Origin of the sequence: Aurantimonas sp. 22II-16-19i, from assembly GCF_002088275.1 — a bacterium.
Lineage (GTDB): Bacteria > Pseudomonadota > Alphaproteobacteria > Rhizobiales > Rhizobiaceae > Jiella.
The window spans coordinates 24,435-42,734 of record NZ_AQQS01000023.1 but is presented as its reverse complement, the minus strand read 5'-3'; the positions used below and the strand labels follow the sequence as shown (position 1 = coordinate 42,734).

Genomic DNA, 18,300 nt, shown 5'->3' with positions numbered 1-18,300 from the left:
ACCCGAGCTGGGAGATCGTGCGGATCGCTCACTGACAGGCGCTCTGGCCGACAAGCACTGGCGCTTCACCCTGTGGTCCGTCCCGGTCTCCCGGCACCTGCCGTGCGGCGGGTCTCATCGGGGCCGTCGAGCGGCAAGCGACACGGGCCGTCACGGCAGATGCTCGGGTTGGCGGATGCTACGCCATTTGATCGCTCCGCACCCGCCAACCCGAAGGTGCACCAGTGAGCGACAACGAAGACCAGACGAGCTTTGTCGAGGTGCCCGGCAACCCCGCGCCCCGCAGGCTCACCTGCGGCACGCTGGTGACCTCCGACGGGCGACGGCTGCGTCATGCGCTCGCCAGGGTCTCGGGCGCCTCGCGCGGTACCGTGATTCTTCTGCAGGGCCGCAACGAGACGATCGAGAAGTATTTCGAGACGATCGCCGACCTCAACGAGCGGGGCTTTTCGGTCGTCACCTTCGACTGGCGCGGCCAGGGCGGCTCGGACCGCCTGCTGCGCCGGTCGCGGCTCGGCCATGTGAAGCATTTCGGCCAATATCTGGTCGACCTCGAATGCGTGATCCAGGAGATCGTGCTGCCCGACTGCCAGCCGCCCTACACCATCCTCGCCCATTCCATGGGCGGGCTGATCGCGCTCCACGCCGCCTCGCGGCTGGCCAACACCATCGATCGCATGGTGCTTCTGGCACCGCTGGTGGGCTTTGCGTCCAGCGTTCCTTCGGTCGCGACCCTCGGGCGTCTGTCGGCGGCGGCGCGCTGGCTCGGCCTCGGCACAAGGCCGGTCCGCCGCTCGATCCCGAGCCGGATCCCCAATCCGGCGGACAACCCGCTCACCTCCGATCCGCGGCGTTTCCGGCGCAACCGGGAACTCGCGGAAACAGCGCCCGACCTCTTCGTCGGCAGCCCCACCGTCGCCTGGCTCGCGGCGACCACCCGGGCGATGCGGCGGCTGGAAAGCTCGGCCGAGATTGCGGCGCTGTCGGTTCCGACGCTCGTCGTCATCGCCGGCGCCGACCAGGTCGTCTCATCGGCGGCTGCCGAGCGCCTCGCCTTCCGCATGCGCTGCGGGTCGAGCCTGACGATCCCGCTGGCCCGCCACGAACTGCTGCAGGAGGCGGACCGCTTTCGCGAAGAGGCGCTGGAGATCTTCGACGCCTATGTCGGCGGCCAGGCGGCGCTGGCGGCGCAGTAGAGGGGCATCAGCCCGCCAGCATCGCCACGGCCGCCGCGTGCAGTTCGGGCGTTGCCGCCGCGATCACGTCGCCGCCCTGTTCCGCCCGCCCGCCGGCAAGGGTCGTGACCAGGCCGCCGGCCTGCTCGATCAGCGGGATCAGCGCGGCGATGTCGTAGGGCTTCAGGCCGCTCTCGACGACCAGGTCGACATGGCCGGCGGCCAGCATCGCGAAGGCATAGCAATCGGTGCCGAAGCGGGTGAGGCGTACGGTTCGCTCGAGCGCCTCGAAACCGCCGAGGAGATCGACGGAAAACAGCCGGGGCGAGGTGGTGAACAGCGCCGCGTCGCGCAATTGCGCCACCTTGCGGGTGAGGAGCGGCCGCGCCTCGCCGTCGCCGCGCTTGAGGAACGCGCCGGTGCCGTCGGCATAGAAGCGCTCGCCGGTGAAGGGCTGGGACATGATGCCGAGCCGGCCGCGGCCGGCGACATAGTGGCCGATCAGCGTCCCCCAGACGGGAATCCCGGTGATGAAGGCCCGCGTGCCGTCGATCGGGTCGATGACCCATTGCCGGCCTTCGCCGTCGCCGCGACCGGCCACCGTGCCGAATTCCTCGCCGAGGATGCCGTGGTCCGGAAAACGATCCGTGATCAGTGCCCTGATCGCCGTCTCGGCGGCCCGGTCTGCCTCCGTCACCGGATCGAAGGCGCCCGGCCCGAGCTTGTTGTCGACGCCGCCGCCGCTGCGGAACCGCGGCAGCGTCTCGCGATCGGCGGCGTCTGCCAGCATCAGAAGAAAATTCGCGTCGGGCTCGCTCATGGGTCCTGCTTTTCTGCCTTGCTGGGGCGACGGCACGATGAATGCGGAAAGTTCTCACCACAATGTGATGATTCGGACGCGGCAGATTGGTCAAGGCTGTTGACACATTTGGCAGCGCAACATAGCTTTTGCGTTGCGGCATCCGTGCCGTTGCCCTTATGGGCGTTTCCTCCCTAGACTTCAGACCGCGCTGCTTCAACGCAGTGCGGTTTTTTTTGCCCGGCGCAATCCGTTGCAGATGCCACGATCCGGGTGGTCTCGGGACCGGCCTCTATTCCGCGGCGGCCGGGCGGGCGCCATATTGCGCCGCGACATCGGCGGCAAAGCGCTCGACGAAGGTCTGCAACTGCTCCTTCAGGCGCGGAAAGCCGTGATGGGGGCGGAAGGTGCGCTCATCCGCATAGAGCCCGCGATTGATCTCGACCTGGATCGCATGAAAGCCTTCGGCCGGGCGCCCGTAATGCTCGGTGATGTAGCCGCCGGCATAGGGCTTGTTGCGGGCGACGTCGAAGCCAAAGCTCGACAGATGCGCGCTCGCCATGGCAACCAGCCGGCCCGAGGCGCTGGTACCGTAGCGGTCGCCGATCACGATGTCGGGCCGCCGGCCGCCGGGCAGCGCCCGGACGCTCGACGGCATCGAATGGCAGTCGATCAGGATCGCGAAACCGAACCGGTCCCGGGTGCGCGTGAGGAGTTCGTCGAGCGAGTGGTGGAACGGACGGTAGATCGCGTCGATCCGCCGCAGGGCCGCGGCCACGGGCAGCATCCCCCGATAGATCTCCTCGTTCTCCGCGACGATCCGCGGCACGGTGCCGAGCCCCCCCGCCACTCGCAGCGAGGCGGAGTTGACGAAGCCCGGCAGGGCGTCGCTGAACATCTTCGGATCGAGCTCGAACGGCTCGCGATTGACGTCGAGATAGGCCCTTGGAAACCGCGCTCGGATCAACGGAGCGCCGAATTCCGGCGCAAAATCGAAGAGTTCGTCGACGAAGACGTCTTCGGACCGGCGGATGGCCTCGCGGCCGAGCCTCGTTGCGGCCATCAGGTCGCTGGGATAGTCGCGGCCGCTGTGGGGCGAGCAGAAGACAAAGGGGATTGCCGGTTCGGACGGCTCGACGATTTCGAAAGCCGGCACCAGGCCATCACTGGTCTTGAGTGTCGGAATGTCCCTCAATCGTCCCTCATTCAAAGTTCGTACCGGAAAACTAGGGCCGAAGCCGCCATTTCGCCAATTCCTTTTAGAAAATATTGGACCTCTCTGGTATGAAATTCGTGTAAGAATAGGGTGATGAACGAGCCGGACACACCGGTCGGATTCGGGTTTTGGGAATGTCGAAGATACTGCTTGCTGAAGACGACAACGACATGCGCCGCTTTCTGGCGAAGGCGCTGGAGCGCGCCGGCTATGAGGTGGTCGCGTTCGACAATGGCGGAAGTGCCTATGAGCGGCTGCGCGAGGAGCCGTTCTCGCTGCTCCTGACCGACATCGTCATGCCGGAAATGGACGGGATCGAACTGGCCCGCCGCGCCACGGAGCTCGATCCGGACCTGAAGGTGATGTTCATCACCGGCTTTGCCGCGGTCGCCCTCAACCCCGATTCGAAGGCGCCGAAGAACGCCAAGATCCTGTCGAAGCCGTTCCACCTGCGCGAGCTGGTCGACGAAGTCGGCAAGATCCTCGAAGACGCCGCCTGAGGCGGCCCCCAGATAGCCGCGGCCGCCCGAATCAGGCGGCCTCGGCGCCACAGGCCCGGGATGGCGCCATCTCGCCCCCTGCCCGCAAAAGTCCTGCGAAGGGCCCGCGGCAGGCCCGTTTCAGCCGCCGAAAACCCCGCATCCGCCGCTGTCGCATTTGTTTCGCGAAAGCCGGTTTTTCCCTGTTGACGGATCGCGCGGTCATGTGATCTATGCCGCTCCGTCGGATGGGCGTGTAGCTCAGCGGGAGAGCACTTCGTTGACATCGAAGGGGTCACAGGTTCAATCCCTGTCACGCCCACCATTCGACGCCTTCCCTTCTTCGGAACAATGATCCGTCGCCGCGTTGCGGCGGGTGATGCCACTCGCGGCGCGAGCCGGCGCCGCCTTGGATACGGTTCGACCGTGGAGGCGCCTCGACCGTTCGGCTCCCGCGCCTGCCGTCCGATTCGCCGGCTGCTCGCACCCCGACCGCTCAGTCGAAGATGACGCCCTTCTTGAAGATGAAGCAGCCATAGGGCCGCGATTCGCCGGTGCGCACGACCGCATGGGCGCCCTTCGCCTCCTCGTAGAAGTCGAAGCGCTCGACCGCCTCCATGACCACGGCCCGGCCCTCGGCGGCGTCGGCGATCGCCTGCATGTCCCGATGGACCTCGAAATCGGCCTCGGGCTCGCCTTCCGGCGCCATGTAGCGCAGCGGGGCCTCGACGAAGCTGTCCAGCGGCAGCAGCGACAGGATCGCCGTCGCAGCTTCGTTGGTGCCGACGCCTGACAGCTGCACGAGGACGCCGGTGACGGTTTCGGCCGCGACCGAGGCGGCGGGGAAGTTGCGGTCGACGAGGACCAGCTCATCCCCGTGGCCCATCGCCGCCAGGATCTGCAGGAGCTCGGGCGTGACGAGCGGCGGAATGGTCTTCAGCATGGCGAGCCCCCTTGGCGCTTGCGGCAACGATCGCCGCCCACACGGCTGTTATGGGGAGCCTCGTCCCGCCGACCAGACGGAGCAAGCGCTGATTCGCGCCGGCAACGGCGCCCGTTGCCGGACGGCGACCGTCAGGGACGATCCGCTGCCTCTTCCTCTTCGGCGTCCTGCTCGTCGTCCGGCACGTCCCGGCCGATCAGCCGCTCGTCGTCCTTCTTGCCGTCGAAACCATTGTCCGTACGCTCGACGGCGTTGCCGACGATGTCGGGCTGGTGGATGTCGTCGTCGCGTCGCTGCTTCGGATCGGCCATCGCCGTTTCTCCCATGTTCGTTCGATGTGGGGAGAAAGTCGGATCGGCGCCGAGACGTTCCCTGGCGCAGGTTCCTGGCGACGGAGCCGGTCCGGCAAGGCGATCGGGCCGCCGCCCGGCGGAGCCGGCCCTCGGGCGCCCGAGGGTGCGCCGTGCCCGGCGGCTTCAGCCCGCGTGCCGCCTGTAGGGGAGGAACCAGTCGACGAAGGCGGCGATGCCTTCCTCCACCGTGGTGGTCGGGCGATAGCCGAGGGCCGCCTCGATCTCGCTGACGTCGGCGAGCGTATCCTCGATGTCGCCGATCTGCATCGGCTTCATCTCGATGATCGCCTTCCTGCCGAGCGCCGCCTCCAGCACCTCGACATAGTGCTTCAGCTCCACCGGCCGTCCGTTGCCGATGTTGAAGATGCGGAACGGGGCGCTGCTCGACGCGGGGTCGGGAAGGGCTGGGTCGAAGCCGGCATTGGGCGGCGCGATCCGGTCGCTCGCCCGCACCACGCCCTCGACGATGTCGTCGACGAAGGTGAAGTCGCGGCTGTGGCGGCCGTGATTGAACAGGGCGATCGGCTGGCCGGCGAGGATCCTCTCGGCGAAGGAGTAGTAGGCCATGTCCGGGCGGCCCCAGGGGCCATAGACCGTGAAGAAGCGCAGGCCCGTCACCGGAAGATCGAACAAATGGCTGTAGGCATGGGCCATCAGCTCGTTGGAGCGCTTGGTCGCGGCATAGAGCTGGAGCGGATGGTCGACCCCGTCATGCTCGGAGAACGGCACCTTGCGGTTGGCGCCGTAGACGCTGGAGGACGAGGCAAAGGTCAGATGCGGCACCTTCGCATGGCGGCAGACTTCCAGCATGTTGGCGAAGCCGACGAGGTTGCTGGAAACGTAGCTCTCAGGATGGGTCAGCGAATGACGCACCCCGGCCTGGGCCGCGAGATGGATCACCCGGTCGAAGGGCCCGTCGGCAAAGGCGCCGTCCAGCGCCGCACGGTCCGCCAGATCGGCCTCGACGAAGCGGAAGTCGGCGCCGGTCGCCTCGCGCAGCCGGGCGAGCTCGGCGAGCCGCGCCCGCTTCAGCCCGGGATCGTAATAGTCGTTGACGCTGTCGAAGCCGACGACGCGGTCGCCGCGGCGAAGAAGCTTGCGGGCGGTGTGGAAGCCGATGAAGCCGGCGGCGCCGGTGAGAAGGACACGCTGAGACATTTTCGCCTCTTATTCTCCTTCGACCGGAGAATCAAAGCGCGTGGTTCCCGCATCCGCCGCTGCCGCAGCTTCCCGAGCCAATGGCGTCCACCGATCGGGTCAGCCTCGGGACGAGCGACGACTTTCGATCGATCCGTCGCGACCATAGCCGCCAGGGCGGCGTGTTCCGCTTCTACGGGAGGTGCTCGCCGGCCGGCACCGACGGCAGCAGGTCCGGCCATGCGGCGGCGGGATGATTCGCCAGCAGGGCGAGCAGCCGGTCGGTCAGCGACCATGCCGCTTCGTCATGCTGGAGATGGTGGGTCAGGAGCCCGATCGGCTCGCCGCCCCCCGCCGCGTCGCCTCTGGCGCTATCGGCGCGGCTTGCGAGGAGCTGCGCGAGACGCGCGTCCGCAGCCTCGCATGTCAGGCCTTGCATGGCCCGCCAGTCCATGACGTCGAGATGGGTGTTGATCTCCGCCGGCCCGCCGGGTGCGGCCGGCTTCGGCGAACCATAGACCGAGACGACCTCGAACCCGAGCCCCGGCAAGAGCGCCCGGGCGATCGGCCCGATACGGTTCCAGGGCGGCACGAAGACCGGCCGGAATTGCCCGCCGAAGAGGGTTTCCAGCTTCGCCCGGCCCGCCGTGATCTCGCCTGCCATGTCCTCCGCGGGGCGATGATCGCCGAATTCGGCGCGCTTCTCGCCGGTGGGCGCATGATTGGCGTGGGCATGGCCGTGGAGAAGCACGGATACGCCGCGCCCGGTGCTGATCCGCCCGGCCAGCGCCGGCTCGGCGCCCTCGGGAATGACGGCGACGGCCAGCGGCAGGGCATGCCTGCCCGCCAGATCCAGGAGCCGCTCCAGCTCCGGCGTCACCCGGCGCGCGTCGTCGTCCCGCCACCAGAAGGTCACCTTGCGCCCCGCGCCGGCCAGCCGGTCGAGCGCTTTGCACGCCAGCGGGAAATCACCACCACTCATCGGCGCCCGGTCCCGGTCATGCGGCCCTGGCGCCGAGCGCCTCCCCGAGCAGCGAGGCCACCCGGTCGAGCCCCGGCTCCGGCGAGAATTGTTCGCGCACGCGGATTTCGCCGGCTTCGGCCAGCCTGAGGGCCAACGGCTGGTCGTCCATCAGCCGGGCGATCGCCTGTCCCAGCGCTTTCGGATCGCGCTCCTCGACGAGCAGCCCCGTCTCGCCGTCGGTGACGAGTTCGGGGATTGCCGACACCCGCGTCGAGACCACCGGCAGCCGGTGCGCCTGCGCCTCCATCAGGACGTTGGGCAGCCCGTCGCGGTCACCGGACCTGGCGATCCGCGAGGGCAGGACGAACAGGTCGGCCTTCTCCAGGAGATCGAACACCTCGCCGCGCTCGCGGCTGCCGTGCCAGGTGATCCGGTCGGCGATACCGGCCTTCTCCGCCCGCTCCTTCAGCGTCTTCGCCAGCGCGCCGCCGCCGACATGGTCGAACCGCCAGTTCCGGCCCTTCAGCCCGGCCAGCGCCCTGATGAGGTCGCCATAGCCCTTCTTCTCCACCGCGCGGCCGACGGAGACGATGCGGAACGGCCGCTCGCCATTCCAGGGAACGCGCTCCGGCGGCACGATCCCGGCGAGATCGAGCCCGTGATAGACGAGCTCGACCCGCTTCGGCTGGCTGGCCAGCGAACGCAGGTAATCGAGATTGCTGGCCGTACAGGTCACGCCGAAGGCCGAGGAATCGAGCTTCTCGGACAATTCCCACGCCTGCGACGTCCAGATGTCCTTGGCATGGGCGGAGAAGGACCAGCCGAGGCCGAGGATCGTCGCGGCATAGCGGGCGACCGAGGCCGGCGTGTGAAGATAGTGGGTATGCAGCCAGCCGACGTCCTTCGGCAGCTCCGCGGCGAGGACGCAGGCCTGGCCGAAGCGGCGATAGCGGTTGGCCGTGCGGTCGCGCGCAAGGTCGGCCTGAAACAGTCTCTCGGCCTCGGCAAAGCCCGGCTGGCGCTCGGCGAACTCCCGGCCGCGCTTCACCCGCGGCGGGTCGTCCTTCAGATATTCCGGCAGGTAGAGCACCGGCGCGGTGATCCGCCGATGCACCGGATGGACCTTGGTCTCGCCCGGCTGGCGCAGCGAGACGATCAGCTGGCCGAGACCGCGATCCTGCAGCCCGGCGATTTCCTGGGCGATGAAGGTTTCCGACAGGCGCGGATAGCCCTTGACCAGAATTGCCACCCGGCGCTGCATCATGCCCGTCCCGTCTCGTACCATCTCGTTCCGTCTCCGGCCCCTCGGATCGGCCTGTCGCCCCGCTTATGCGAGGCGGCTGCAGGCGGCAAGGACGGGCATTCTGCGAATGGCGCGCCGCGCTTGCGCCTCGGGCTCAAGGTCGGACCTAGCCGAGCAGGCCACCCCGGACGAACAGCTCCTCGAACAGCGCGTCCCGTGCCCGAAACCCCGGCGCCACGGACTGTCTTTCGGAATCCTGGATGAGCTTGGCGAAGGCCACCGTGCGCTCGCCCTTCGTCGCCCAGCCGACGAACCAGCCATAGGGTCGTCCACGCAGCGGCTTGCCGTCGGCGCCGCGCGGCAGGCCGGCGCCGGTCTTGCCATGGACCTGCCAGCCGTCGCCCCTGACGCCGTAGGACGCCAGCGTCGCGGTCGCCTCGTAGGCGTGCTCGGACACCGGCAGCGCGCGCTGGGCGATCCGGCGCATGAAGACGGCCTGTTCGCGCGGCGAGATCTGCAGCGAGTTGCCGAGCCAGGCGGTGGTCAATCCGTCGCCCTCGCCCGCCATGCCCGCAATGTCCTGGTTGCCGTAGTCGAAGGCGGCGAGGGTGCGTTGCACCCGCTCCCGCCCCAGCCGCTCCATCACCCGCTGCGAATACCAGACGACCGAGTCGCGCATCCATGTCGTCGGCGTCGTCGCCTGCCGCCATTCCGGCCGCCAGTCGACATAGCCTTCCTCGAAGGGCAGCCTGGGCTCCTCCGGGTTCTTCAGGACGCCGGCGTCGAAGCCCATCAGGCTGATCGCCAGCTTGAAGGTGGAAGCGGGCGTCACCCGTTCGTCGCAGGCCGGCCCTATGTCGACCAGCGTCTCGCCGCTCGATGCGTCGAGGACGGTGAGGCAGAGCGTGCGGGTTTCGGCGCGGGCGGGCTGGGCGAGGCAGAAGGCGGCGATGACGCAGAGTGCGGGCAGACGTTTCATCGTGGAACTCCGGATGGGCGCAACGCACGCTCATGCGACGACCCGAATGATTGACAAAGCGTCAACGCCGCAGCTTACTGCGCGAACATCTACGGAATGGGAGCCGGCAATGCCGCTTGGGCAGGAAGTGAGCGCCAAACGATTCGGCGCCTCGCGCCCGTCGCTTGTCTCTGTCGTCGCGGCTCTGTGCGGGCTGGTCGCCGTCTTCTCATCCGCCCTCCCGTCGGCTGCCAGGGCCGAGGGCGTGCCCGAGCCGAAGTCGCTGGCCGCCGCCGTCGCCAGCGGCGAACTGCCGCCGGTCCTCGAGCGGTTGCCCCGGGTGCCGCGGGTTCTGGGCGTCGACAGCGCCTGTTCGGCGGAAGATCTCGGCGGGACGCTCAACATGCTCGCCGGCAGCACCAAGGACACCCGCCTCATGCCGGTGTTCGGCTATGCCCGCCTCGTCGGCTACGACACCGACTACAAGATCGTGCCGGACATCCTCGAGAGCTACGACGTCGAGGAGGGGCGGGTCTTCACCTTTCATCTGAGGCCAGGGATGAAATGGTCGGACGGCGCGCCGTTCACCGCGGAGGACTTCCGCTACTTCTGGCAGGACATGGCGAAGAACCCGAAGATCGCCAAGTTCGGCGTCCCGCCCGAGCTGATGGTCGACGGCGAGGAGCCGGAGGTGACGTTTCCGGACGAGGTCACCGTGCGCTACGCCTGGAAGAAGCCCAATCCGGGCTTCCTCGCCTCGCTGGCCGCGGCGACGCCCTTCGACATCTACCGGCCCGCCCATTACCTCAAGAAGTACAATCCGAACTACACCGACCCGAAGAAGATCGAGGCAAAGGTCGAGAAGTCCGGCCAGCGCAACTGGGTGGCGCTGCACTTCAAGAAGGACCGCGCCCAGCGCAACGACAATCCCGACATGCCGACGCTGCAGCCCTGGATGCTGGTCACCGAGCCGCCGTCCGAGCGGCTGATCTTCGCCCGCAACCCGTATTTCTTCCGGGTCGACCAGGCCGGGCGGCAGCTGCCCTATATCGACGAGGTGGCGCTGACCATTTCCAATTCGGGCCTCATTCCGGCCAAGGTCGCCAATGGCGAGGCGGACCTGCAGGCCGCCTATCTGTCCTTTCCGAACTACCCGTTCCTGAAGAGCGGCGAGAAGCGCTCGAACTACCAGGTGCGACGCTGGAAATCCGGCAAGGGCGCCCATGTCGCGCTCTATCCCAATCTCAACGCCAAGGACCCGGTCTGGCGCGAGCTGCTGCAGACCGCCGACTTCCGCCGCGCGCTGTCGCTGGCGATCAATCGCAAGGACATCAACCAGGCGATCTTCTACGGCCTTGCCGAGACCGGCGGCAACACGGTGCTGCCCGGCTCGCCCTTCTTCGACGAGACGCTGCGCGCGATGTGGGCGACTTATGACCCGGAGCGCGCCAACCAGCTGCTCGACGCCCTCGGCCTCGAGCGCGACGGACCGGACGGCCTGCGCCATCTGCCGGACGGACGCGAGATGAGCATCGTCGTCGAGACTGCCGGCGAGAGCCGCGAGCAGAGCGACGTCCTCCAGCTCGTGCGCGACGACTGGCGCAAGATCGGCATCGAGCTCCTGATCCGCGAAAGCCAGCGGGAAATCTTCCGCAACCGCATCAAGGCCGGCTCGACGCTGATGTCGGTCTGGACCGGCCTCGACAACGGCCTGCCGACGCCGAATTCCGATCCCGGTGAACTCATGCCCTCGACGGCCGAGCAGCTGGAGTGGCCGGGCTACGGCATGTGGGTCGAGACCCACGGCACCGGCGGCGAGGCACCGGCCGACACGCCGAATCTGGCCCCGCTGAAGACCCTGATCGGCCTGCACGAGGCGTGGAAGATGTCGCTCGACGAGGCCGAGCGGGCGCGGATCTGGCGCGAGGCGCTGACGATCTTCGCCGATCAGGTCTACACCATCGGCATCGTCTCGGGCGTCGACCAGATCGTCGTCGTCTCCAACGATCTGGAGAACGTTCCCGAGCAGGGCGTCTACAACTACGACCCCGGGGCGTTCTTCGGCCTCTACCATCCCGACACGTTCCATTTCGCCTGCCCGGGCGTCGACACGGCGGACAAACGCCCGTGATCCGCTACGTGACGAACCGCCTGATGACCATGGTGCTGACGCTCGTCGCGATCAGCGTCCTCGTCTTCGCCATCATCCAGCTGCCGCCCGGCGACTACCTGACCAGCTACATCGCCGAGATCCAGTCCCAGGGCGAACAGGTCACCGCCGACAAGATCCAGTTCCTGCGCGAGGAATACGGTCTCGACAAGCCGCTCTGGCAGCAATACCTCGTCTGGGCCACGGGGCTCGTCCAGGGCGACCTCGGCTATTCCTTCGAATACAACCAGCCGGTGGCCGACGTCGTCGGCGAGCGGATGCCGCTGACGCTGCTGCTCAACGCGGCGACGGTCGTCTTCATCTATCTCGTGTCGTTCCCGATCGGCATCTATTCGGCCACCCATCAGTACAGCTGGGGCGATCACGGCCTTTCCTTCCTGGGCTTTCTCGGCCTCGCCACGCCCAACTTCCTGCTCGCGCTGATCCTGCTCTACTTCGCCAACGTCTGGTTCGGCACCTCGATCGGCGGGCTGATGGCGCCCGAATTCATCGACGCGCCCTGGACGCTCGCGAAGATCGGGTCGGTCTTCGCCCATCTCTGGGTGCCGGTCCTGGTGATCGGCACGGCCGGCACCGCCGGCATGATCCGGCGCCTGCGCGCCAATCTCCTCGACGAGCTGCACCGGCAATATGTGACGACGGCCCGCGCCAAGGGCCTTTCGGAGCGCCGCATCCTGTTCAAGTATCCGCTGCGCATGGCGATGAACCCGTTCATCGCCGATCTCGGCTCGATCCTGCCGCAGATCGTCTCGGGCTCGGTGATCATCTCGGCGGTGATGAGCCTGCCGACGACCGGGCCGATGCTGCTCTCCTCGCTGAGGAGCCAGGACATGTATCTGGCAGGGTCTTTCCTGATGTTCCTGGCGCTGCTGACGGTCGTCGGCATGTTCGTTTCCGACCTGCTCCTCGCCGTCCTCGACCCGCGTATCCGCCTCGGGGTCAAGAGCGCGCGATGAAAGGCACCCGGTGAGCCAGATCCCGCATTTCATCTCGACCGAGCCCTTCGATGCGGAGGCGACCGTCGCCGTCGGCTCCAGCGTCTCGGAGCGCTATGCGAAAGCCTCCCAGGCGCGGCTGATCTGGTGGCGGTTCCTGCGCCATCGTCTCGCCGTCGTCAGCCTCGCCTTCCTCGTCGTCAGCTACGTCGCGATCCTCTTCGTCGAGTTCCTGTCGCCCTACGAGCTGTCGTCCCGCCACACCGACTTCATCTTCGCGCCGCCCCAGAGCGTCCATCTCTTCCATGACGGCGCCTTCGTCGGCCCCTTCGTCTACCCCCTCGACTATGCCCTCGACATGGACACGCTGAAGCGGACCTATGCCGAGGACCGCTCCCAGCCGATGCCGATCCGCTTCTTCTGCGAGGGCGAGACCTACCGGTTCTGGGGCCTGTTCGAGGCGGACACCCATTTCGCCTGCCCGCCCGAGGGCGGCACGCTGTTCCTGCTCGGCACCGACCGGCTGGGGCGGGACATGCTGTCGCGCATCGTCTATGGCGCGCGGATCTCGCTGACCATCGGCCTCGTCGGGGTGACGCTGTCCTTCATCCTCGGGATCACCATCGGCGGCCTTGCCGGCTATTTCGGCGGCTGGGTGGATGCCACGGTGCAGCGGGTGACGGAGATCCTGCGCTCGATCCCCGAGCTGCCTCTCTGGCTCGCCCTGTCCGCCGCGCTGCCGCTCACCTGGAGCCCGCTGCTGATCTATTTCGGCATCACGCTGATCCTCGCTCTGCTCGACTGGCCGGGGCTCGCCCGCGCCGTCCGCTCGAAGCTGTTCGCGCTCAGGGAGGAGGATTTCGTCGTCGCCGCCGAGATGCTCGGCGCCAGCCCGCGGCGGATCATCTTCCGGCATCTCCTGCCGAATTTCATGAGCCACCTGATCGCCTCGGCCTCGCTGTCGATCCCGACGATGATCCTCGCCGAGACCGCGCTGTCGTTCCTCGGGCTGGGGCTGCGCCCGCCGATCACCTCCTGGGGCGTCCTCCTGTCGGAGGCCCAGAACATCGAGGCGGTGGCGCTCTACCCCTGGCTGCTCCTGCCGATGCTGCCGGTGGTGCTGACGGTGCTCGCCTTCTCCTTCGTCGGCGATGGCTTGCGGGACGCGGTGGACCCCTACCAGCACTGAGACGATGCCGGTCGAAGCTGGCGCAACGCCCCTCGCCCTTCGAGGCTCGACTCGCCTTCGACAAGCCGAGTACCTCAGGATGAGGGGCAGGGGGCCGGTCCGAGACGATGCTCGGTTCCGTCCTCACCCCGCGCTTCCAGCGTAGTACCCGTCCCCCTCTGAAGTGGGCCGGGACGATTGCCCCATGCCCTCATCCTGAGGTGCTTGGCCGCCCGCAGGGAGGCCGAGCCTCGAAGGGCGATGGAATGGCGGGCGCCGCCGCTGTCACACCGCCGGCCACTGGTGGTGCACCGCCCCATCCTTGTCGAAACGGCGGAAGGTGTGGGCGCCGAAGAGGTCGCGCTGGGCCTGGATGAGGTTGGCCGTGCCGCGCTCGCGGCGATAGTCGTCGAAATAAGCGAGCGCCGCCGCCAGCGCCGGGACCGGAATGCCGCCCAGCGACGCCTTGGCCACCACCCGGCGCAGCGCCGACTGGCCCTTGGCCACCCGCCCGACGAAGTCCGGCGACTGCAGGATGTTCACGACGGTGTGGCCCTTGTCGTAGGCCTTGGCGATGTCGTCGAGGAAATGCGAGCGGATGATGCAGCCGGCCCGCCAGATTTCCGCGATGGTGCCGAGCGGCAGGTTCCAGCCGTTTTCGTCGGAGGCCGCCGCCATTGCCGCATAGCCTTGCGCATAGGCGATGATCTTCGCCGTCACCAGCGCCGATTCGAGCTCCGACAGTCCCGCCTCGTCGGCGAAGAACTGCGCCTGGCCGAGTTCGACGCCGTCATAGAGCTTGGCCGCATCCGCCCGCTCGGAACGGCGCGAGGAAAGCCCGCGGGCCGCGACGGCGGCCTCGAGCGTCGTTGCGCCGACGCCGAGCTTTTCCGCCTCGATCACCGCCCAGCGGCCGGTGCCCTTCTGGCCGGCCTCGTCGACGATCACGTCGACCATCGGCTTGCCGGTTTCCGGATCCGTCTCGTCGAGATTCACCGCGGTGATCTCGATGAGATAGGAGGCGAGTTCGCGGGTGTTCCAGTCCCGGAACACCTCTGCCATCCTCGCCGGTTCGAGCTTCAGCCCGTCGCGCATGATGCCGTAGATCTCGGCGATCATCTGCATGTCGGCATATTCGATGCCGTTGTGGATGGTCTTGACGAAATGGCCCGCGCCATCCGGCCCGAGCCAGGCGACGCAAGGGGTGCCCTGGTATTGCGCGGCGATTTTGGTGAGCACCGGCTCCAGCAGAGGATAGACCTCCCTGGCGCCGCCGACCATCATCGAGGGGCCGTGCCGGGCGCCGAGCTCGCCGCCGGAGACGCCCATGCCGACGAAGTTCAGACCCGTCCCCTCCATTTCCCGGGAATGGCGGACGGTGTCGTTGAAATCGGCATTGCCGGCGTCGACCATGACGTCGCCGGCTTCCAGAAGCGGGCGGATCCGCGCGATCTCGTCGTCGACCGGCTTGCCGGCCGGGATCATGAAGACCGCGATGCGCGGCGTCTTCAGGCTCTGGACGAACGCTTCGAGCGTCTCGGCCGGGATGAGGTTGGCGGCAAGCTCGGGATTGTCGTCGCGCACGGCGAAGGCCTTTGCCGGGTCGCGGTTCTGGACCGCGACCTTGAAGCCCTTCTCGGCCATGTTGAGGGCGAGGTTGGCGCCCATGACGCCCATTCCGATGACGCCGATATCGGCGGTTCCGTCGCTCATGATCAGTCTCCTCGGCCGCTTCCGGCCTCTCATGATGCCTCTCGCAACCGCATGGGGCGAAGGCGAATCGGGTGCCGGCCGCCGTTCTAGCTCTTCAGCCGCCAGCCGGTCTTGAAGATATAGGTCACCGCTGCGAGCGTCGCCCCGAGAAACACCAGCGTCATGGCGAGGCTGACGCCGATCGACACGTCCGACGTGCCGTAGAACGCCCAGCGGAAGCCGGAGATCAGATAGACCACCGGATTGACCAGGCTCACATCCTGCCAGAACTCCGGAAGCATCGAGATCGAATAGAAGCTGCCGCCGAGAAAGGCCAGCGGCGTGACGATCAGAAGCGGCACGATCTGCAGCTTCTCGAAGCCGTCGGCCCAGATACCGATGATGAAGCCGAACATGGCGAAGGTGACGGCGGTGAGCACCAGGAACAGCATCATCCACAGCGGGTGCTCGATGCGCAGATCGACGAAGAGCGTGGCCGTGGCGAGGATGATCAGGCCGAGCGCGATCGATTTCGTCGCCGCCGCCCCGACATAGCCGAGCACGATCTCGATCGGCGAGATCGGCGCCGAGAGAAGCTCGTAGATCGTGCCGGTGAATTTCGGGAAATAGATGCCGAAGGCGGCGTTGGTCAGGCTCTGCTGCAGAAGCGTCAGCATGATCAGCCCCGGCACGATGAAGGCGCCGTAGGACACCCCGTCGACCTCCTGGATCCGCGAGCCGATCGCCGCGCCGAAGACGACGAAGTAGAGCGAGGTGGAGATCACCGGCGAGATGATGCTCTGCATCAGCGTTCGGAAGGTGCGGGCCATCTCGAACTTGTAGATGGCGACGACGGCGGTGAGGTTCATGCCCTCTCCTCGACGAGGTTGACGAAGATCTCCTCCAGCGTCGACTGCTTGGTGGAGACGTCGCGGAAGCGGATCCCCTGCTCCGCGAGCCGTCGCATGAGGCTGGCGATCCCCGTCCGCTCGGCATTGGTGTCGTAGGAATAGGTGAGGCTGTGGCCCTGCGCCGAGAGCGACAGGTCGTAGTCCGAGAAGCCGGGCGGGAGTGCGGCCAGCGGCTCCTGCAGATGCAGGATCAGCTCCTTGTGGCCGAGCTTGCGCATCAGTTCGGCCTTCTCCTCGACGAGGATCAGCTCGCCCTTCGAGATGACACCGATGCGGTCGGCCATCATCTCGGCTTCCTCGATGTAGTGGGTGGTCAGGATGATGGTCACGCCATTCTCGCGCAGCTTGCGCACCACCTCCCACATTTCGCGGCGCAGCGCCACGTCGACGCCGGCGGTCGGCTCGTCGAGGAAGAGCAGCTCCGGCTCGTGGGACAGCGCCTTGGCGATCAGGACGCGGCGCTTCATGCCGCCGGAGAGCGTCATGATCTTGTTGTCGCGCTTGTCCCACAGGGACAGGTCGCGCAGCACCTTCTCGATATGCGCCGGGTTCTTTTTCTTGCCGAACAGGCCGCGGGAGAAGGACACCGTATCCCACACGCTCTCGAAGGCGTCGGTGGTCAGCTCCTGAGGCACGAGGCCGATCTTCGATCGCGCCGCCCGGTAGTCCCGGCCGATGTCGTGGCCGTCGACGGTGATCTCGCCGGACGAAAGATTGACGATGCCGCAGATGATCGAGATCAGCGTCGTCTTGCCGGCGCCGTTCGGGCCGAGCAGCGCGAAGATCTCGCCCCGCGCGATCTCGAGATCGACGGACTTCAGCGCCTGAAAGCCGCCCTCGTAGGTCTTCGACACGCCGCGGACGGCGAGGATGGGATGAGCGGCGTTGGTGGATTGCATCAAGTTCGACCGATCGCAGTTCGTCCGGGCGCGCCGGCGGGAGCTTTTGGCCACATAGGCGGCAAGGGCTGCGGGGAAAGTGGGTAGCCGGCTCCGATCGAGCCTGCGGTTCTGTCGGCCTCGTCCCGGAGGGCTCCGTCGGTCTCGATATCCACGGATCCCGCTACCGGCTTTCCGCGGGCTGGAAGGCCGTCGGCAAGGCCGGCCGACCGATCATTTCACGTGGGGGCGTGACACTTTCGTCGTGGCCGCTCTAGTTCCGCCGCCAAGGGACGACTTCGCCGCGATGCCGGCACGATCGAGGGATTCACAGGATGCGTTGGCGCGGGCGACGGCAGTCGGACAACATCGAGGACCGGCGCGGCGGCGGCGGTTTCGGCGGCAGGGGCGGAGGCGGCATGCGCATTCCGGTGCGGGCCGGCGGCGGCGGCGGCATCGGCCTCATCATCATCGCGCTGGTCTTGTGGCTCGGCTTCGGCATCAATCCGCTGGCGCTGCTCGGCGGCATGGACGACGGCGGCGGCAGCGTCCAGACCACCCAGCGCGGGCCGGGGGTGGCCGGCACCGCCGACGAGACCGACGACTTCGTCGCCACCGTCCTCGCCGAGACCGAGGACACCTGGGGCCAGAGGTTCCAGGCGGCCGGCGAGACCTATCCGAAACCCACCCTCGTCCTGTTCGACGACCAGGTCCGTTCGGCCTGCGGCAGCGCCGGATCGGCGACCGGGCCGTTCTACTGCCCGGCCGACAGCAAGCTCTATCTCGACCTCACCTTCTTCCGGCAGCTGAAGAACCAGCTCGGCGCGCCGGGCGACTTCGCCCAGGCCTATGTCATCGCCCACGAGGTCGGCCATCACATCCAGAACGTCACCGGCGTCCTCGATCGCACCAACCGGCAGCGGCAGAACGTCTCGGCGAGCGAAGGCAACGCGATCTCGGTGCGGGTCGAGCTGCAGGCCGACTGCTATGCCGGCATCTGGGCCCATGACGCCAAGGGCGACGGCATCGTCGAAGAAGGCGACATCGACGAGGCGCTGAACGCCGCCGGCCAGATCGGCGACGACACGCTGCAGAAGCGGGGCCAGGGCGTGGTGGTGCCGGACAGTTTCACCCACGGCACCTCCGAGCAGCGGCGGAAATGGTTCCGGACCGGCTACGAGACCGGCGAGGTCGCCGCCTGCGACACGTTCGGCGGGGGGATCTGAGGGGAAGAGACCCGTAGCGCCTCGGCCCGTCGGGCGATACAATCGCCGAGGGG

The 18,300-nt window shown here is 67.5% G+C and carries 17 protein-coding genes and 1 tRNA gene; 7 read left to right on the top strand and 11 right to left on the bottom strand.

What is annotated here, in order from left to right:
- Positions 1-224: 224 nt before the first annotated feature.
- A complete protein-coding gene (locus ATO4_RS17410; protein WP_083592812.1) occupies positions 225-1,196 on the top strand; it encodes an alpha/beta hydrolase in 972 nt (323 codons plus the stop codon).
- Positions 1,197-1,203: 7 nt separating this feature from the next.
- On the opposite strand, the gene hisN is transcribed toward ATO4_RS17410, so the two are convergent.
- Positions 1,204-1,995, bottom strand: a complete 792-nt coding sequence (gene hisN, locus ATO4_RS17405) for a histidinol-phosphatase (protein WP_083592811.1) — start codon at positions 1,993-1,995, stop codon at positions 1,204-1,206.
- Between the two features lie 271 nt (positions 1,996-2,266).
- Entirely contained in the window at positions 2,267-3,130 is an 864-nt protein-coding gene (locus ATO4_RS17400; protein WP_245308801.1) for an N-formylglutamate amidohydrolase, read from the bottom strand.
- Positions 3,131-3,324: 194 nt separating this feature from the next.
- Between ATO4_RS17400 and ATO4_RS17395 the strand changes: the two genes are divergently transcribed.
- Complete coding sequence (locus ATO4_RS17395; protein ID WP_083592809.1) at positions 3,325-3,690, top strand: response regulator; 366 nt, start codon at positions 3,325-3,327, stop codon at positions 3,688-3,690.
- Between the two features lie 229 nt (positions 3,691-3,919).
- Positions 3,920-3,994, top strand: a tRNA-Val gene (locus tag ATO4_RS17390).
- 171 nt (positions 3,995-4,165) lie between these two features.
- On the opposite strand, the gene ATO4_RS17385 is transcribed toward ATO4_RS17390, so the two are convergent.
- The 6 genes from ATO4_RS17385 to blaOXA all read right to left on the bottom strand — a co-directional run bounded on the left by ATO4_RS17385 (position 4,166) and on the right by blaOXA (position 9,288).
- Entirely contained in the window at positions 4,166-4,612 is a 447-nt protein-coding gene (locus tag ATO4_RS17385) for an RbsD/FucU domain-containing protein (RefSeq protein ID WP_083592808.1), read from the bottom strand.
- A gap of 131 nt (positions 4,613-4,743) precedes the next feature.
- Positions 4,744-4,923 (bottom strand): hypothetical protein, encoded by a 180-nt coding sequence (locus tag ATO4_RS17380; RefSeq protein ID WP_083592807.1) that lies wholly within the window; start codon positions 4,921-4,923, stop codon positions 4,744-4,746.
- Between the two features lie 165 nt (positions 4,924-5,088).
- Positions 5,089-6,123 (bottom strand): NAD-dependent epimerase, encoded by a 1,035-nt coding sequence (locus ATO4_RS17375; protein ID WP_083592806.1) that lies wholly within the window; start codon positions 6,121-6,123, stop codon positions 5,089-5,091.
- A 172-nt stretch (positions 6,124-6,295) separates the two neighbouring features.
- The gene (locus tag ATO4_RS17370; RefSeq protein WP_083592805.1) at positions 6,296-7,084 is read right to left on the bottom strand and encodes a polysaccharide deacetylase family protein; all 789 of its coding nucleotides are present in this window, start codon (positions 7,082-7,084) and stop codon (positions 6,296-6,298) included.
- Between the two features lie 16 nt (positions 7,085-7,100).
- Positions 7,101-8,351 (bottom strand): glycosyltransferase family 4 protein, encoded by a 1,251-nt coding sequence (locus tag ATO4_RS17365; protein ID WP_245308800.1) that lies wholly within the window; start codon positions 8,349-8,351, stop codon positions 7,101-7,103.
- Positions 8,352-8,475: 124 nt separating this feature from the next.
- Positions 8,476-9,288, bottom strand: coding sequence for a class D beta-lactamase (blaOXA, locus tag ATO4_RS17360; RefSeq protein ID WP_083592804.1), 813 nt, complete (start codon positions 9,286-9,288; stop codon positions 8,476-8,478).
- 109 nt (positions 9,289-9,397) lie between these two features.
- Between blaOXA and ATO4_RS17355 the strand changes: the two genes are divergently transcribed.
- From ATO4_RS17355 to ATO4_RS17345, 3 genes are read left to right on the top strand one after another with little or no spacing between them, the layout of a single operon-like run.
- Entirely contained in the window at positions 9,398-11,398 is a 2,001-nt protein-coding gene (locus ATO4_RS17355) for an ABC transporter substrate-binding protein (protein ID WP_083592803.1), read from the top strand.
- Positions 11,395-12,393, top strand: coding sequence for an ABC transporter permease (locus ATO4_RS17350; protein WP_083592802.1), 999 nt, complete (start codon positions 11,395-11,397; stop codon positions 12,391-12,393). Before ATO4_RS17355 ends, ATO4_RS17350 begins: the two co-directional genes overlap by 4 nt.
- A 10-nt stretch (positions 12,394-12,403) precedes the next feature.
- The gene (locus ATO4_RS17345; protein WP_083592801.1) at positions 12,404-13,561 is read left to right on the top strand and encodes an ABC transporter permease; all 1,158 of its coding nucleotides are present in this window, start codon (positions 12,404-12,406) and stop codon (positions 13,559-13,561) included.
- Positions 13,562-13,825: 264 nt separating this feature from the next.
- Here the strand turns inward: ATO4_RS17345 and gndA are convergent, their stop codons facing one another.
- From gndA to ATO4_RS17330, 3 genes are all read right to left on the bottom strand, one after another.
- Positions 13,826-15,253, bottom strand: a complete 1,428-nt coding sequence (gene gndA, locus ATO4_RS17340) for an NADP-dependent phosphogluconate dehydrogenase (protein ID WP_083592800.1) — start codon at positions 15,251-15,253, stop codon at positions 13,826-13,828.
- Between the two features lie 86 nt (positions 15,254-15,339).
- Positions 15,340-16,101 carry an ABC transporter permease gene (locus tag ATO4_RS17335; RefSeq protein WP_083592799.1) on the bottom strand — a complete coding sequence of 254 codons (762 nt, stop codon included), beginning with the start codon at positions 16,099-16,101 and terminating at the stop codon, positions 15,340-15,342.
- The gene (locus ATO4_RS17330) at positions 16,098-17,042 is read right to left on the bottom strand and encodes an ABC transporter ATP-binding protein (RefSeq protein ID WP_083592798.1); all 945 of its coding nucleotides are present in this window, start codon (positions 17,040-17,042) and stop codon (positions 16,098-16,100) included. Before ATO4_RS17330 ends, ATO4_RS17335 begins: the two co-directional genes overlap by 4 nt.
- Before the next feature lie 314 nt (positions 17,043-17,356).
- On the opposite strand from ATO4_RS17330, the gene ATO4_RS17325 reads away from it, so the two are divergent.
- Positions 17,357-18,247, top strand: coding sequence for a neutral zinc metallopeptidase (locus tag ATO4_RS17325; RefSeq protein ID WP_083592797.1), 891 nt, complete (start codon positions 17,357-17,359; stop codon positions 18,245-18,247).
- Positions 18,248-18,300 lie beyond the last annotated feature (53 nt).